The organism is Curtobacterium sp. ODYSSEY 48 V2 (assembly GCF_023712625.1).
Lineage (GTDB): Bacteria > Actinomycetota > Actinomycetes > Actinomycetales > Microbacteriaceae > Curtobacterium.
Window position 1 is genome coordinate 171,315 of record NZ_JAMAXX010000003.1, and the last position, 16,679, is coordinate 187,993.

At 73.1% G+C, this 16,679-nt stretch carries 13 protein-coding genes; 12 read left to right on the plus strand and 1 reads right to left on the minus strand.

What is annotated here, in order from left to right; translation table 11 throughout:
- The first annotated feature begins 20 nt into the window (after positions 1-20).
- The 9 genes from ligA to M3666_RS05920 all read left to right on the plus strand — a co-directional run bounded on the left by ligA (position 21) and on the right by M3666_RS05920 (position 12,559).
- Positions 21-2,411: an NAD-dependent DNA ligase LigA gene (gene ligA, locus M3666_RS05880; RefSeq protein WP_144411250.1), complete on the plus strand. Its 2,391-nt coding sequence runs from the start codon at positions 21-23 to the stop codon at positions 2,409-2,411.
- Between the two features lie 229 nt (positions 2,412-2,640).
- A complete protein-coding gene (locus M3666_RS05885) occupies positions 2,641-4,080 on the plus strand; it encodes an alpha/beta hydrolase (RefSeq protein ID WP_209683567.1) in 1,440 nt (479 codons plus the stop codon).
- A 116-nt stretch (positions 4,081-4,196) separates the two neighbouring features.
- Positions 4,197-6,605, plus strand: a complete 2,409-nt coding sequence (locus M3666_RS05890; protein ID WP_251154734.1) for a transglycosylase domain-containing protein — start codon at positions 4,197-4,199, stop codon at positions 6,603-6,605.
- Positions 6,606-6,768: 163 nt separating this feature from the next.
- Positions 6,769-7,068 carry an Asp-tRNA(Asn)/Glu-tRNA(Gln) amidotransferase subunit GatC gene (gene gatC / locus M3666_RS05895; protein ID WP_058728900.1) on the plus strand — a complete coding sequence of 100 codons (300 nt, stop codon included), beginning with the start codon at positions 6,769-6,771 and terminating at the stop codon, positions 7,066-7,068.
- Positions 7,065-8,612, plus strand: a complete 1,548-nt coding sequence (gene gatA, locus M3666_RS05900) for an Asp-tRNA(Asn)/Glu-tRNA(Gln) amidotransferase subunit GatA (protein WP_251154735.1) — start codon at positions 7,065-7,067, stop codon at positions 8,610-8,612. The genes gatC and gatA overlap by 4 nt, the downstream gene beginning before the upstream one ends.
- Entirely contained in the window at positions 8,612-10,117 is a 1,506-nt protein-coding gene (gatB, locus tag M3666_RS05905) for an Asp-tRNA(Asn)/Glu-tRNA(Gln) amidotransferase subunit GatB (RefSeq protein ID WP_251154736.1), read from the plus strand. The genes gatA and gatB overlap by 1 nt, the downstream gene beginning before the upstream one ends.
- Positions 10,118-10,188: 71 nt before the next feature.
- Entirely contained in the window at positions 10,189-11,274 is a 1,086-nt protein-coding gene (locus tag M3666_RS05910) for a type III polyketide synthase (protein ID WP_251154737.1), read from the plus strand.
- Entirely contained in the window at positions 11,271-12,017 is a 747-nt protein-coding gene (locus M3666_RS05915; protein ID WP_308201964.1) for a methyltransferase domain-containing protein, read from the plus strand. Before M3666_RS05910 ends, M3666_RS05915 begins: the two co-directional genes overlap by 4 nt.
- Before the next feature lie 35 nt (positions 12,018-12,052).
- The gene (locus M3666_RS05920; RefSeq protein ID WP_066652955.1) at positions 12,053-12,559 is read left to right on the plus strand and encodes a hypothetical protein; all 507 of its coding nucleotides are present in this window, start codon (positions 12,053-12,055) and stop codon (positions 12,557-12,559) included.
- A gap of 39 nt (positions 12,560-12,598) precedes the next feature.
- Here M3666_RS05920 and M3666_RS05925 read toward each other — a convergent pair whose 3' ends face one another.
- The gene (locus M3666_RS05925; RefSeq protein ID WP_066652958.1) at positions 12,599-13,651 is read right to left on the minus strand and encodes a zinc-dependent alcohol dehydrogenase family protein; all 1,053 of its coding nucleotides are present in this window, start codon (positions 13,649-13,651) and stop codon (positions 12,599-12,601) included.
- A gap of 95 nt (positions 13,652-13,746) precedes the next feature.
- On the opposite strand from M3666_RS05925, the gene M3666_RS05930 reads away from it, so the two are divergent.
- The 3 genes from M3666_RS05930 (at position 13,747) to M3666_RS05940 (ending at position 16,658) form a co-directional block, all read left to right on the plus strand.
- Entirely contained in the window at positions 13,747-14,679 is a 933-nt protein-coding gene (locus M3666_RS05930) for a DUF3097 domain-containing protein (RefSeq protein WP_251154738.1), read from the plus strand.
- A 769-nt stretch (positions 14,680-15,448) separates the two neighbouring features.
- Complete coding sequence (locus M3666_RS05935) at positions 15,449-16,102, plus strand: spermidine/putrescine ABC transporter substrate-binding protein (protein ID WP_066652971.1); 654 nt, start codon at positions 15,449-15,451, stop codon at positions 16,100-16,102.
- Between the two features lie 154 nt (positions 16,103-16,256).
- Positions 16,257-16,658: a DUF3054 domain-containing protein gene (locus M3666_RS05940; protein WP_066652973.1), complete on the plus strand. Its 402-nt coding sequence runs from the start codon at positions 16,257-16,259 to the stop codon at positions 16,656-16,658.
- The last annotated feature ends 21 nt before the right edge of the window (positions 16,659-16,679 follow it).

Sequence of the window (16,679 nt, forward strand, 5' to 3'; positions counted from 1 at the left end):
GTGCACGGTAGAACTGAGGCATGAGCGACACGACCCCCGACTCGGCCGACTCGACGTTCGAGACGCTGGCCCCGGCCGACCTCGACGCCGCGCAGGCCCAGCGGGAGGTCGACCGGCTCCGGGTGCGCATCGGCGAGCTGCGCGACCAGTACTACGAGGGCAACGGCTCGACGGTGTCGGACGGCGACTACGACGCGATGGTCCGTCGCCTCGACGCGATCGAGCAGCGCTTCCCGGACCTGCGCACCCCGGACAGCCCGACCCAGACCGTCGGCGGCCAGGCGCAGACGGTGCAGTTCGCGCCGGTCGAGCACGCCGAGCGCATGCTGAGCCTCGACAACGTGTTCAGCCCCGAGGAGCTGACCGAGTGGGCCGACAAGGTGCAGCGCGACGCCGGCTCCGAACGGGTCCGGTTCCTCACCGAGCTGAAGATCGACGGGCTCGCGATCAACCTGCGGTACGAGCACGGTCGCCTCGTGTCGGCGGCGACCCGTGGTGACGGCGTGGTGGGCGAGGACGTCACCGGCAACGTGCGCACCATGGGCACGATCCCCGACCGGTTGTCCGGCGAGGGACACCCGGCCATCGTCGAGGTCCGCGGCGAGATCTTCTTCCCCGTCGCGCAGTTCGACGAGCTGAACGCCCGGCAGCGCGAGGCGGGGGAGCGGGTGTTCGCGAACCCGCGCAACGCGGCTGCCGGATCGCTCCGCCAGAAGGAGGAGGGCAAGTCCGAGGCGAAGCGCGCGCTCATGGTCGACCGCCTGCGACGCCTCCGCATGCTCGTGCACGGCATCGGCGCGTGGCCGGTGCGCGAGCTCGAGCGCGACACCGAGGTGCACTCCCAGTCCGAGGTCTACGAGCTGCTGCAGACCTGGGGCCTGCCGACGAGTTCGCACTACCGGGTGTTCGACACCGTGGACGAGGTCATCGGCTTCGTGCGGACGACCGGCGAGCGTCGTGCGTCGGTCGAGCACCAGATCGACGGCGTCGTGGTGAAGGTCGACGACCTGGCCCTGCACGAGGAACTCGGCTCGACCTCCCGTGCACCGCGCTGGGCCATCGCGTACAAGTACCCGCCGGAGGAGGTCCACACGAAGCTCCTCGACGTCGTGGTCAGCGTCGGGCGGACCGGACGTGCGACGCCCTTCGCGGTGATGCAGCCGGCCGAGGTCGCGGGGTCCGTGGTGCGGCAGGCGACCCTGCACAACCAGGACGTCGTGAAGGCGAAGGGCGTCCTGATCGGCGACACCGTCGTGCTCCGCAAGGCCGGCGACGTCATCCCCGAGGTGCTCGGCCCGGTCGTCGAGCTGCGCGACGGCACCGAGCGCGAGTTCGTCATGCCCGCCGCGTGCCCGGAGTGCGGGACGCCCCTCGCACCGGCGAAGGAGGGCGACAAGGACCTCCGCTGCCCGAACGCCCGGAGCTGCCCCGCCCAGGTCCGTGGCCGGGTCGAGCACATCGCCTCGCGCGGCTCGCTCGACATCGAGGGCCTGGGCGAGGTCGCCGCCGCGGCGCTCACGCAGCCGCTGCACCCCGAGCAGCCGCCGCTCGTCACCGAGGCCGGGCTGTTCGACCTGACGATGGAGGACATCGTCCCCATCGAGGTGATCGTCCGCGACGCCGAGACGGGCATGGAGAAGTCCGACGACGACGGCACACCGAAGCGCGTCACGCCGTTCAGCCGTGCCCGCAAGAAGACCGATCCGCCGTTCGACCCCGACGCGCGCGGAGCCGACCACACGGGCGAGCCGAGCCGCTACCCGTCGAAGAACGCCTTCGAGATGCTGGCGAACATCGAGGCCGCGAAGACCAAGCCGCTCTGGCGCATCATGGTCGGGCTCAGCATCCGGCACGTCGGCCCGGTCGCCGCACGGGCACTCGCGAACCACTTCGGGTCGCTCGACCGCATCCGGGAGGCGTCGCGCGAGGAGCTCGCGGCGGTCGACGGGGTCGGCGGGATCATCGCGGACGCCCTGCTCGACTGGTTCGCCGTGGACTGGCACCGCGAGATCATCGACCGCTGGACGGCCGCGGGGGTGCAGTTCACCACGCCGGACCACCCCGGTCCCGGCGCCGCCGTCGAGGGGGGCGTCCTCAGCGGGGTCACCGTCGTCGCGACGGGCTCGCTCGAGGGGTACACCCGTGAGGGCGCGCAGGAGGCCATCATCGCCGCCGGCGGCAAGGCTGCGTCGAGCGTCAGCAAGAAGACGGACTTCGTCGCCGCCGGTCCCGGTGCCGGGTCGAAGCTCACGAAGGCCGAGCAGCTCGGGCTCCGCATCATCGACGCGGAGCAGTTCCGCCTGCTCGTGACCGAGGGGCCCGGCGCCCTGGAGCCGGACCGGGCGGACGGACCGGAGCCGTCCGACGGCGCCGACGGCCAGGCGACCGACGACGCGGACGCAGGGAGCTGAGCAGCACGGCGGAGCGCGGCTCGCCGTGAGCGACGCGCCGTCGTCCGCGGGGGACCGTCGACGATCCGCACCCAGTTCGAGGGGCAAGTTGCACCGCGCACCCCCTCGTGAGCGCATTCTCCTTACACTCGAGAGGGCATCAATCGTCGGCTGAGGGGGTCGACGACACGGCCTTCCCGGGGAGACCTGATTGCTGCTCATCGCCGCGGCCCTGCTACTCACCGCCTCGATGCACTCGCTGGGAGTGGTCGAGGCCCCTGCCGTGCCCGTCCCGGGAGCGTCCGGCGTGGGCGTCCCGGCAGCGGCCGAGGCGCCCGTCGCGGAGGTGTCCGGGGTCCGGGACCCCGTGGCACGCGACGCTCCGCCCGACGCCCCGACGACCGCTGCCGGCGGTCACGTCGACCTCGAGCGGTTGGCGCAGGCGCGCGGCACGGCGTTCCTCGACGCACTCGTCGCGGTCGGTCCCGGCGACCTGGCACGCGCCGACGAGGACGATCGGGTGCTCGCGACCGCCCAGGACCGGCCACCCACCGCGGCCGCCGTCGCACGGTGGTGGGACGCGCTCGGCACCGCCGCACAGGAGCGCCTGGTCGCCCTCGCCCCCGCGGTCGTCGGCAACCTGGACGGGGTGCCGTACGACGTCCGTGACCGCGCCAACCGGACCACCCTCGCCGACGGGGTCGGCACCGACGACCAGGACTCCGACGACCAGGACTCCGATGCCCAGGACTCCGGCGCCGGGTCCGACCGTGCCGCCGCCCGCACCGCGCTGCTCGCGCAGGTCCGGGACTCTCTGCACCGCGAGTCGGGCCAGGCCCCCCGGCGCCTGATCGTCCTCGACACCCGGGGCTCGGGCCGCGCGGCGATCGCGGTGGGGGACCTCGCGACCGCCCGGGACGTGACGGTGGTCGTCCCGGGGATGTTCTTCACCGTGACCGGGCAGATGCACGACTTCACCGACACCGCGAGCGACCTGTACGACGAGCAGACCACCGTGTCGGCGCTCGCCACGACGCAGACCGCCCGAGGCGTCGCGGACCACGCGTCGAGCGGCACCGCCGTGCTCGCGTGGATGGGCTACCGGACGCCCGACATGTCCAACATCCTGTCGCTCGGACTCGCCCGCACCGGTGCCGAGCGGCTCGAACGGGTGGTCGACGGTCTCGACGCCGTCCGCGGCGACGACCGGCCCCGGTTGAACGTCGTCGCGCACTCCTACGGGTCGACGACGGCGCTGATGGCGCTGTCGTCCGGCCGCATGCAGGCGGACTCGCTCACCGTGCTCGGCTCGCCGGGCAGTGCGGTGCAGACCGCCTCCGAGCTCGCGGTGGGTCCTGGCCAGGTGTACGTCGGCGACGCGCACAGCGACCCGATCGCGGGCTCCGGGTACTTCGGGACCGACCCGGGTTCGGCGGGGTTCGGGTCGACGCTCCTCGACCTCTCCACGGACACCGTCGAACCGGACGCGGGCGTGTTCCGCCGACCGGTGGGTCACAACGACTACCTCAAGCCGGGGACGGCGTCGCTGCACGACGTCGCCCTCATCGGGGTCGGTCGCGGTGACCTCGTCCGGCACCAGGCCCGGCGCGGCCAGGGTGGCGGCGGGACCGCGCAACCGGTGCCCGACATGTACCTCCTGCGACCCCAGGACCTGCAGCCCCGCGACTGAGCGGACCCGCCCCGTGGGCGATGCACGACCCTCCCTGTGGGTGATCCTGTGCGCCGCCGCAGCCCCCGGCCTCCGCACGGCAGAAGCACCCCAGTCCGGGCCCGTACCGTGCCGCCATGCGTGCGATGCGGTGGTCCGGTGCCCTCACGACCTTCCTCGCCATGTCCGGCCTCGCAGGACTGCTGGTGGCGGTCGCGGTGACCCCGGCCGTCGCGGTGGCGGGCGAGGCGACGTCCGGAGCGGTGTCGTTCTTCGAGGACCTGCCGAGCTACCTCGACATCCAGACCCCGCAGCAGGTGTCGTCGGTCTACGCCACGAAGGACGGCCAGCAGGTCAAGATCGCGTCGTTCTACGCCGAGAACCGGACCGACGTCGCCTCGGACGCCATGGCGGAGTCGCTCAAGCGCGCGGCGATCGACACCGAGGACCCCCGCTTCGAGGACGAGGGCGGCATCGATGTGCTCGGGACCGTCCGCGGTGTCGCGGCGACCGTCGTCGGGGGCGACGTACAGGGCGGTTCGAGCATCACGCAGCAGTACGTGAAGAACGTCCTCGTGCAGCAGTGCGAGCAGCTCACCGGCGCGACCGCGGCCGCCACCCAGGCCAAGGTCGCGGCGTGCTACCAGGACGCCGCCGGGGTGACACCGCAACGCAAGCTGCAGGAGATGCGCTACGCCATCGCGGTCGACAAGAAGTACACGAAGGACCAGATCCTCACCGGCTACCTGAACCTCGTCGGGCTCGGAGGCCGCGTCTACGGCGCCGAGGCGGGTGCCGAGTACTACTTCGGCGTGCACGCGAAGGACCTGTCGCTCCCGCAGTCCGCGACGCTCGTCGCCATCCTCAACAACCCGGCGAACCTGCGCATCGACGAGCCGGACGACGAGGACAACGGCGCGGCGAACGGCTACGCGGCGACGAAGACGCGGCGCGACTACGTCCTGCAGCGGATGTACGTGCACCACGACATCTCGAAGGCGCAGCTCGACCAGGCGGAGGCCACCCCGGTCACGCCGCGGATCACCGACACCGCGAACGGCTGCTCGGCCGCGGCGAGTGCGTACGACGCGGGGTACTTCTGCGACTACGTCCGCGACCAGGTGCTGCAGGACCCGGCGTTCGGCAAGACCGCCGCGGAGCGCATCGAGACCCTCGACACGAAGGGCCTCGAGATCCACACGTCGCTCGACCTCGACCTGCAGGCCCAGGCCCAGTCCGCGCTCTCGTCCTACGTGCCCGCGACGATGACCGGTGTCGACCTCGGCGGCACGAACGTCACCGTCCAGCCCGGCACCGGACGTGTGCTGTCGATGGTGCAGAACACGACGTACACGCAGCGCGACAACGCCGGCCCCGGTGCGACGGCCATCGACTACAACGCGGACACGGCCTACGGCAACTCCGGTGGGTTCCAGACCGGCTCGACCTACAAGGTCTTCACGCTGGCCGAGTGGCTGGCGTCCGGGCACACGCTGTCGGAGTCGGTGCCGACGGGCGAGCACCTGTTCCAGCAGTCCGAGTTCACGAACTCGTGCGAGGCACTCGGCGGGTCCCCCTGGCCCGTCTCGAACGCCGAGGCCGTCCCGGCGAGCATGAGCGTCCAGGCGGCGACCTCGGAGTCGATCAACACTGCGTTCGGCGCGATGGCGAAGCAGCTCGACCTCTGCAAGATCAAGGACCTCGCGCAGGCCATGGGCATCCACCAGGCGGACGGCTCGGCCCCGGCGTCGAACCCGGCGTCCGTGCTCGGCACGAACCCGCTCTCGCCGATCGACCTGGCCGAGGCGTACGCGGGCTTCGCGAACGGCGGCGTCGTGTGCACGCCGACCGTCATCGACTCGGTGCGCGAGGCCGACGGCACGACGGTCACGCCCACGCCGTCCAGCTGCACCCGGGGCGTCTCCGCCGAGGTCGCCGGGACGGTCGACCACGCACTGCAGGGCGTCCTGACCGGCAGCGGCACCGCGGCCTCGGCGAACCCCGGTGACAGCACCCCGAAGTTCGCCAAGACCGGCACGACCGACGCCGACACGCAGAACTGGCTCGTCACGTCGAGCACGAAGTACACCAACGCGACGTGGATCGGCAACGTCAGGGGGCTCGTCGGTCTCGCGAACACGTCCTTCCCGCAGGGCACGACCGGGTACAGCGCGAAGTTCGGCGTCGGCCGCTCGATGATGTCGTGGCTCGACCAGCGCTACGGCGGGGGAACGCTGCCCGAGCCCGACCCGGCGATGATCGGCTCGACGCCGCGGTCCGTCGACGGTTCGGCCTCGGACGCGGCGACGGGCGGGGACCAGGCGACGCCGGGGACGAGCGCCCAGGCGCCCGCCGCGCCGGGATCGTCCACCGCGGACACGACCGGCGGCACGACGACGGGCGCGCCCGCACCGGGCGGGGCGGCGGGTGCCGGCTCGCAGCCGGGCGCGGGTGCCGGCGCGACGTCGACCGGGACGGGCCCCGGCGGCGGCGCGCAGGGTACCGGAACGGGCGAGGCGACCCAGCAGCCACCGTCGCACGGGTAGGCGGCGACGGCGAGCACGCGACGGTCTGGAGGCCCGGTGCCGGTCCGCCGGACCGGCACCGGGCCTGGCGTGCCGGTTCTCCACAGCCGCGGTGACCGTGGTGCCGCCGCCGGACGCGGCCAATAGACTGGTGCGCATTCCACGAACCGATCGACGGAGCACCATGCCTGACATCACGAGCGAGCAGGTCGCCCACCTGGCGAACCTCGCACGTATCGCACTCACGCCCGACGAGATCGAGAAGCTGACCGGGGAGCTGTCGCACATCGTCGAGAGCGTCGCCAAGGTCGCCGAGGTCGCGACCGACGACGTCCCGGCGACGAGCCACCCGGTGCCGCTCGGCAACGTCACCCGACCCGACGTGGTGGGGCAGACGCTGACCCAGGAGCAGGCGCTCTCCGGCGCGCCCGACTCCGACGGCGAACGGTTCCGCGTGACGGCAATCCTGGGAGAAGAGCAGTGACCGACGACCTGACCCGCCTCAGCGCGGCCGCCCTCGCCGACGCCCTCGTGGCGCGCGACGTCTCGAGCGTCGAGGCCACGCAGGCCCACCTCGACCGGATCGCAGCGGTCGACGGCGACGTGCACGCGTTCCTGCACGTCAACGAGAACGCCCTGGCGGCAGCGCGGTCGATCGACTCGCGTCGCGCCGCGGGCGACGACCTCGGCGCGCTCGCCGGTGTGCCGATCGCGATCAAGGACGTCCTGTGCACGCAGGACATGCCGACCACCTCGGGGTCGAAGATCCTCGAGGGCTGGCGGCCGCCCTACGACGCCACCCCGGTCGCGAAGCTCCGCGCCGCCGGCCTCGTGCCGCTCGGCAAGACCAACATGGACGAGTTCGCGATGGGCTCGACGACCGAGTTCTCGGCGTACGGTCCGACGCACAACCCGTGGGACCTCGACCGGATCCCCGGCGGCTCCGGCGGGGGATCGGCGGCAGCGGTCGCCGCGCACGAGGCCCCCTTCGCCCTCGGCTCCGACACCGGTGGCTCGATCCGCCAGCCGGGTGCCGTCACGGGCACGGTCGGTGTGAAGCCGACCTACGGCGGGGTCAGCCGGTACGGCGCGATCGCACTCGCGTCGTCGCTCGACCAGATCGGTCCGGTGTCCCGCACGGTCCTCGACGCCGCGCTGCTGCACGACGTCATCGGCGGGCACGACCCGAAGGACTCGACGTCGATCCCTGACGCCTGGCCGTCGATGGCCGCCGCTGCGCGCGAGGGCCTGCAGGCCGACACGCTCCGCGGGCTCAAGGTCGGCGTCGTCAAGGAGCTCGCGGGGGGCGCGGGCTTCCAGGCCGGCGTCACGCAGCGGTTCCAGGAGACGGTCGCGATCCTCGAGCAGGCGGGCGCCGAGGTCGTCGAGATCGACGCGCCGTCGTTCGCGTACGCGATCAGCGCCTACTACCTGATCCTGCCGGCCGAGGCGTCGTCGAACCTCGCCAAGTTCGACTCGGTGCGCTTCGGCCTGCGCGTCACGCCCGAGAACGGTGCGACCGTCGAGGACGTCATGGCCGCGACGCGTGAGGCCGGCTTCGGCCCCGAGGTCAAGCGCCGCATCATCCTCGGCACCTACGCGCTCAGCGCCGGCTACTACGACGCCTACTACGGGTCCGCGCAGAAGGTCCGCACCCTGGTGCAGCGCGACTTCGCGGCGGCGTTCGACCAGGTCGACCTGCTCATCAGCCCGTCGGCGCCGACGACCGCCTTCCCGCTGGGGGAGCGCCTCGACGACCCGCTGTCGATGTACCTCAACGACCTCACGACGATCCCGGCGAACCTCGCCGGCGTGCCCGGCATGAGCATCCCGAACGGCCTCGCGCCCGAGGACTCGCTGCCGACCGGTGTGCAGCTCATGGCGCCGCAGCGCGAGGACGCCCGCCTCTACCGGTACGGCGCCGCGCTCGAGCGCCTGCTCGAGCAGCAGTGGGGTCGCCCGCTCATCGACAGCATCCCGGACCTCGACCAGTCTCAGCAGTCCGCTGCGCAGGAAGGTGTGATCTGATGGCGCAGAAGGACGCGCTGATGGACTTCGACGAGGCGCTCGAGCGCTTCGAGCCGGTGCTCGGCTTCGAGGTCCACGTCGAACTCGCGACGAAGACCAAGATGTTCTCGGACGCCCCGAACTTCTTCGGTGGCGAGCCCAACACGAACGTGACCCCGGTCGACCTCGGGCTGCCCGGGTCGCTGCCGGTCGTCAACGAGCAGGCCGTGCGCTACTCGATCCAGCTCGGGCTCGCGCTCGGCTGCTCGATCGCGGAGTCCTCGCGGTTCGCCCGGAAGAACTACTACTACCCGGACAACCCGAAGAACTACCAGATCTCGCAGTACGACGAGCCGATCGCGTTCGAGGGCGAGGTCGAGGTCGAGCTCGCCGACGGCACCATCTTCCAGGTGCCGATCGAGCGCGCCCACATGGAGGAGGACGCGGGCAAGCTGACGCACGTCGGTGGTGCCACCGGTCGCATCCAGGGCGCCGAGTACTCGCTCGTCGACTACAACCGCGCCGGCGTCCCGCTCGTCGAGATCGTCACCAAGCCGATCTTCGGCGCGAAGGACCGTGCTCCCGAGCTCGGCGCCGCGTACGTCCAGGTCATCCGTGACCTGGTCCGCGCGCTCGGCGTCTCCGAGGCCCGCATGGAGCGCGGCAACCTGCGCTGCGACGCGAACATCTCCCTGCGCCCCTGGGGCCAGGAGAAGCTGGGTACCCGCACCGAGACGAAGAACGTCAACTCGTTCCGCGCCGTCGAGCGCGCCATCCGCTACGAGATCCAGCGCCAGGCCGCGATCCTCGCCGCGGGTGGCACGATCACGCAGGAGACGCGGCACTGGCACGAGGACACCGGGCGCACCTCGGCCGGCCGCCCGAAGTCGGACGCCGACGACTACCGCTACTTCCCGGAGCCCGACCTGCTGCCGGTCGTGCCGGACCCCGCGGTCATCGAGGAACTCCGGGCAGCCCTGCCCGAGGCGCCCGTCGCACGTCGCCGCCGTCTCAAGGGGGACTGGGGCTTCAGCGACCTCGAGTTCCAGGACGTCGTCAACGGCGGGCTGCTCGACGAGGTCGAGGCGACGGTCGCCGCCGGTGCCTCCCCGCAGGCCGCGCGCAAGTGGTGGACGGGCGAGATCAGCCGCGTCGCGAACGCGCAGGACGCCGCAGCGGGTGACCTCGTGTCGCCGCAGCACGTCGCCGAGACGATCGCGCTCGTCGAGTCCGGTGACCTGACCGACCGTCTGGCGCGCCAGGTGCTCGAGGGGGTCATCGCGGGCGAGGGGTCGCCGGCGCAGGTCGTCGAGGCCCGTGGGCTCAAGGTCGTCTCCGACGACTCGGCCCTCACCGCAGCGGTCGACCAGGCGCTCGCCGCCCAGCCGGACGTCCTCGCCAAGATCCAGGACGGCAAGGTCCAGGCCGCCGGCGCGATCATCGGCGCGGTCATGAAGGCGATGCAGGGTCAGGCCGACGCGGCCCGCGTCCGCGAGCTGGTCCTGGAGCGCGCGCAGCAGTCGTAGCGTCCGTCGTCGGCACCGCCCGGACCGGACCAACCTGGGGACGTGTCAGCGACCCGGTGACAGGATGGGTCGTGACCGCAACGATCCGCGCCATCGGGACCGCCGTCCCCGACACCACCCTCGACCAGGGTTCGGTGCGCGACCTGTTCGCCGGGCAGCCCGGCCTCGGCCGCCTCGGCGCACGGATCGTGCCCGCGGCGTTCGACGCATCCGCCGTGGAGCACCGGCACACGGTGATCGAGGAGCTCGACGCCTCGCGGCCCGGCGGCCTCTTCCGACAGGACTCCGGAACGCTCGTCTCACCGTCCACCGGCACACGCAACGACCGCTACCGGGACCTCGCTCCGGCGCTCTTCGTCGCGGCCGCCCGTGACGCCGTCGAGCGCGCCGGGGTGGCACCGGACCACGTCACCCACCTGGTGACCGTCTCGTGCACGGGGTTCACGCAGCCCGGACCGGACATCGACGTCGTCGACCAGCTCGGACTGCCCGCCGGGGTGTTCCGACACCACATCGGCTTCATGGGGTGCTGCGCCGCCTTCCCGGCGCTGCGGATCGCCGCGGCCTTCGCCGAGGCGGACCCCGACGCGGTCGTGCTCGTCGTCTGCGCGGAACTCTGCACCCTGCACGTCCGCGCGTCGGACGACCCGGACCAGATCGTCGCGAACAGCGTCTTCGGCGACGGCGCGGCGGCGGCGGTCGTCACGGCGGGCGGGCCGGGCCTGCGCATCGAGCGGTTCGCGACGGCGACGGTGCCCGAGGGTGCGTCCGAGATGGCGTGGAACATCGGTGACGAGGGCTTCGAGATGGTGCTCTCCACCGCCGTCCCGAAGCTCGTCGGTGTGCACGTGCCGGCTGCCGTCACCGCGCTGCTCGGCGAGGGCGAGACCTTCGCCGACGTCCCGGTGTGGGCGGTGCACCCCGGTGGACGGGCGATCCTGGACCGGGCGCAGGACGCCCTCGAGCTGCCCGACGGCGCGGTCGCGTCGAGCCGCGCCGTGCTCCGCGACCACGGCAACATGTCGAGCGCGACGGTGCTGTTCGTGCTCCGCGACGCCGTCGAGCAGGGCCTCGCGCCCGGATCGCCGGTCGCGGCCGTCGCGTTCGGTCCCGGGCTGACGGTGGAGAGCGCGAGGCTCACGGCGGTCGAGGCGTGACGGACCGGCCACGGACCGTGCGCGGTACGGACGGCGGACGTGAGCCCGGCGCCCGAGCGGTCGACCTCCGACAGCGGGACACGGTCCTGCAGGAGCTGATGGACGACCCCGGGTGCGACCCGCGGGTGCTCGACCGGACGTTCCGGCGGTTCGCCGTGGTGAACGCGCTGGTCAGCGGGTGGCGGGCGGTCTGGCGGACGCACGTCGTCCCCGCGCTGCCACCGAGCGGTCGTGCGCGGGTGCTCGACCTCGGCTGCGGTGGCGGCGACCTGGCACGCTCGCTCGTGCGGTGGGCGGGCAGTGACGGGCTCTCGCTCGAGGTCGTCGGGGTCGACCCGGACGATCGCGCCATCGCTGCAGCCCGACGGTCGACAGCGCGCGGGGTGACCTTCCGGCAGGCGTCGAGCACGGACCTCGTCGCCGCGGGGGAGCGGTTCGACGTCGTCGTGTCGAACCACGTGCTGCACCACCTGGACGACGACGCCCGAGCGGCCTTCCTGTCGGACTCCGAGCAGCTGGCCACCGGTCGGAGCCTCCACTCGGACATCCGTCGGTCGCGGCAGGCCTACCGCGCGTACGCGCTGGCATCCCCGCTCGTGTCCGCCGGGACGTTCGTCCGGGTGGACGGGCTCCGCTCCATCCGCCGGTCGTTCACCGTGCCGGAGCTGCAGGAGGCGCTCCCCGCGGGGTGGACCGCCGAGCGGGCGGCGCCGCACCGGGTGCTCGCGGTCCGCGACGCGTAACGCTCGCGAAACAGCCGCTGCGGGACGCTCGACCCGTGACTCCCTCGCTGTTCCGCCGCGCTGCGCGCGACGCCGTCCTGCTGACCTCGATCATCGCGGCGTCGGCCGCACTGACCGCGTGTGCGGGCACTGCCCCGCCGCCGGACGACCGCGCGACCGCCGGGGCCGGTGAACGGTGGTCCGCCTGCATGCGCGGGAAGGGCTACGACGTCGAGGACGTCACCGACCGTCAGGCCGAGTCCGGTCTGTCGAAGGTACCCTCGGGAGCCGACGAAGCGGCGTTCTCGGAGGCAGCGGGAGCCTGCTCGACGGCAGTGGGGATCCCGCGTGCGGACGAGGCGCAGCTGCGGGAGTGGGATCGCCAGTACGAGGCCGCGGACGCCTGCATCCGCGAGCGCGGCTACCCGGACTTCCCCGGACAGCACGGCAGCGGCCGGTTCGACCGTGAGGACGAGCCGGAGTTCACGGAGGTGGCATCGGCGTGCCTCCGGGAGTTCGCGCCGGACGTCCAGCAGATCACGGTCCCGCCGCCCGGCGACTGAGCACCGAGCGGCGGGACCGGACCTGCGACGCGGCCGGTGCTACGGACGCAGCAGCACCTTGATCGCGCGCCGCTCGTCCATCGCCGCGTACGCCTCGGCGGCCTGGTCGAGGGGCAGCTCGAGGTCGAACACCCGGCCCGGCTCGATCGTCCGCGAGAGCACGTCGGGCAGCAGCTCCTCGATGTACGCGCGGGCGGGGGCCATCCCGCCACCCACGGTGATGTTCTTCGCGAACAGGAAGGGCATCGGCAGCTCGGGTGCACCCGCGGGGACCCCGACGTAGCCGACGTTGCCGCCGGGGCGGACGACCCGCAGCGCCTGGTCCATGCTCTCCGCGGTACCGACGGCCTCGAGGGCGCAGTCGGCGAGCTCCCCGCCGAGCAGTTCGCGCACGGCGGCGATGCCCTCCTCGCCGCGGGTCTCGACGACGTCGGTCGCCCCGAACTCCCGCGCCAGTGCCTGGCGGTCCGCGTGCCGGCTCATCGCGATGATGCGCTCGGCGCCCAGGCGCGCGGCGGCGAGCACCGCGGACAGGCCGACCGCGCCGTCGCCGACGACCACGACGGTCTTCCCCGGGCCGACCTCGGCCGACACGGCGGCGTGGTGTCCCGTCGAGAAGACGTCGGAGAGCGTGAGGAGCGACGGCACGAGGTCGTCGTCCACCGGGCCCGGGACCTTCACGAGCGTCGCCGCGGCGTCGGGCACCCGGACGTACTCCGACTGGGCGCCGCCGATCGGGTGGCCGTAGGCGTCGGTCGTGCCGCCGAAGATCGAGCTGTGCTCGCAGCCGCTCGTCATGCCGTGCGTGCACGCCTGGCAGGTGCCGTCGTTCGTCGTGAACGGCGCGATGACGAAGTCGCCGGCGGACAGGCCCGTGACGTCGGCGCCGACGGACTCGACGACGCCCACGAACTCGTGCCCGATGGTGTGGGCCTGCTCGGTCCCGCGGACGCCGCGGTACGGCCAGAGGTCCGATCCGCAGACGCAGGACGCGGTCACCTTGACGACGGCGTCGGTGGGCTCGATGAGGACGGGGGTGTCGCGCTCCTCGACGCGGATGTCGCGAGGGGCGTGGATGACGGTTGCGCGCACGGTGTGGCCTTCCGATCGGGGGTGGACGCGGCGCGTACCGTGACGCGCCAGGGTGCCGGCGCCGTTGCGGGACCCGTCGACACTACGCTTCCCGGGTGGACGACGACCGGTACGGCAGTGACGTGCTCTCGGGCGACTGGCGCTCGAAGGGCGTCAAGAAGGTGCGGCAGGTGCCGCTCGAACGCGACATGGTGCTCGAGGACCCCGACTCCGGCTGGGCGGGCGCCGTCGTCGGGCTCGAGGCGGGCAACGTCGCCCTGGAGGACTGGAAGGGTCGCACCCGCGCCTTCCCCTTCACCGGGCAGTTCCTGCTCGAGGGCGAACTCGTCACCCTCGGTCGTCCGCAGGCGCCGGTCGGTCGTTCCGCCGCGGCTGCACCCCCGGCTCGCGCCGCCGGTGCGGACGGGAGGCCCGGGGCCGCGCCCGCCGTGCGGCACACGACCGACGGTGGTCGCCTCCGGACCGCGTCGGGTTCGTTCGCCGTCGAGCAGCAGCGGGCACGAGTGGCGCTGCCCTCGCGGATCATGGTCGAGGGCAGGCACGACGCCGAGCTCGTGGAGAAGGTCTGGGGCGCCGACCTGCGTGTCGAGGGTGTCGTCGTCGAGTACCTGGAGGGCGTCGACAACCTGGCCGACGTGCTCGACGAGTTCCGGCCCACCCGCGAGCGTCGCGTCGGGGTGCTCGTCGACCACCTCGTCCCGGGGTCGAAGGAGTCCCGGTTCGCCGACGCGGTGATGCGCGGGAAGTGGGGCGCGCACGTCCTCGTCGTCGGGCACCCGTTCGTCGACGTCTGGCAGTCGGTGAAGCCGGCGCGCCTCGGGCTCGAGGCGTGGCCGACGATCCCGCGCTCGATCGAGTGGAAGAAGGGCATCCTGCAGCACCTCGGGTGGCCCGCGGCGGAGCAGGCCGACGTCGCCCGTGCATGGCAGCGGATCCTCGGGCAGGTCCGGACCTTCAACGACCTGGAGCCACAGCTGCTCGGGCGCGTCGAGGAGCTCATCGACTTCGTGACCGAGCCGCGGGCCTGAGCACGGCACCACCCGGGGCCGGATCGACCGAGGCGGGGCCGACCCGCGCCTCCCGTCCGTCCCGTTCGCCGAGCGGGCGGAACCGGCGGGGGCGGACCACCCCTGCTGCCGTTCCTTCCCGCTCGCCGGCGCCCGCGTCCGGCGGCCATCGCGAGCGGGCGGATCGCGTACTCCCGCGCCCGGTCCGGTCGCCGGTTCCTTCCCGCTCGCCGGCCCCCGCGTCCGGCGACCATCGCGAGCGGGCGGATCGCGTACTCCCGCGCCGGGTCCGGTCGCCGGTTCCGTCCACTCGCCGGCCCCCGCGTCCGGCGACCATCGCGAGCGGGCGGATCGCGTACTCCCGCGCCCGGCCAGGTCGCCGGTTCCTTCCCGCTCGCCGGCCCCCGCGTCCGGCGGCCATCGCGAGCGGGCGGAACGCGTACTCCCGCGCCCGGTCCGGTCGCCGGTCCCGCCCGCTCGCGCGACGTGTCCGCTCGCGCGTCCGGTACCGAGCGCGAGAGGGCGGAACGCGCAGGTCCGCGCAGGGCTGCTCGGCCGTTCCGCCCGCTCGCCGGGTGGTGCCGGACGCTCACCCGAGCGGGCGGAACTCGCACCTGCGCGACCGGTCCGGCAGGCGTTTCCGCCCGCTCGCGGCACACCTGGCCGCTCGCCGCACCGCGCCGGGCCGACGAGGGGGCGGAACGTGCGGGCCGCTCGGCGAGCGCGGCGCGTTTCCGCCCGCTCGGGCGCGCTCCGGGGGCAACCGCGCCGCGCGGCCTACTGTTGAGGGATGGACGGCATCGACGGTCGCGTGCGGAGCGCGGTCGACGTGTGGTTGCGCTGGCTGCCGCGCTGGCAGATCGGGACCGCCCGCCCGCGGACGCGGATCTGCCGGAAGTGCACCGGTTCTCCGATCGCCTCGGCAGCGGGCTTCGGCCCGGACGTGCCGCACGCCGTCCAGCACGCGTTGATCGGTCGGATCTCGACCATCGTCGAGGACGCCGTCGACGAGTACACCGCGAAGAACCTCCCGCTGCTGCACCGTGAGCTCGAACGGGCCGCCGCGCGGAAGCGGCACGCGGGCTACCAGCCGACCGAGGGCCTGTCGCCGGAGTTCCAGGGACTCGACGTGGACCCGGAGCCGTCGCCCGGGGAGCCGTTCCTGTTCACCCTCGACGAGATGACCGGCACGGGGGCGGGGGAACAGACGCCGCGCGAACCGCTGTCCGACGAGGCGAAGGCCGCACTGCGGCACGAGATCGCCCTGTCCGACGAGTGTGCGCGCGCCACGGGGACGGCCGTGTGCCTGGCCCTCGTCGAGCACCGTCCGCGGATCGCCGAGGCCGTCGAACGCCTGGTCGAACCGCAGATCGCGGCGCTCGTGTCCGACATGTTCCGCGGGTTCGACCTGCCGGAGGAGAACGGTCGCCCCGGGCTGTTCTGAGCGCGGGCCCCGGCAGGACTGGGTCACGACGGGCAGCGTCACGACGGACTGGGTCACGACGGGCAGGGCAACGACGGCGCAGGGTCACGACGGGGCGGGTGCGCCGATCGGGCTGGGGTCACGAGCAGCGTTCCGACCGCGCGAGAATGGTCGGGTGACTCGCACCTGGGGCTGGCTCGCAGCCGTCGTCGACATCGTCCTCATCGTCGCCTTCGCGCTCATCGGGCGGTCCTCCCACGCCGAGGCCTCGTCGCTCACCGGACTGTGGACGACGGCGTACCCGTTCCTGGCCGGCTGGCTCGTCGGGTACCTGGTCGTGCGCGGTTGGCGGCGTCCGCTCAGGGTGTGGCCGACCGGTGTGGTGGTGTGGGTGGCGACGGTCGCGATCGGGATGCTGCTCCGCGTGCTGACCGGGCAGGGCGACGTCGCGGGGGACCCGCTGCCCCTGTCGTTCGTCATCGTCGCGACGATCTCGCTCGCGGTCTTCCTGCTGGGGTGGCGGCTGCTCGCCGGGCTCGTCCTCCGCACCGGGCGGCGGGGTCGCGGGCGCGCCTGAGCAGTCGCCGGCGCTCGTGGC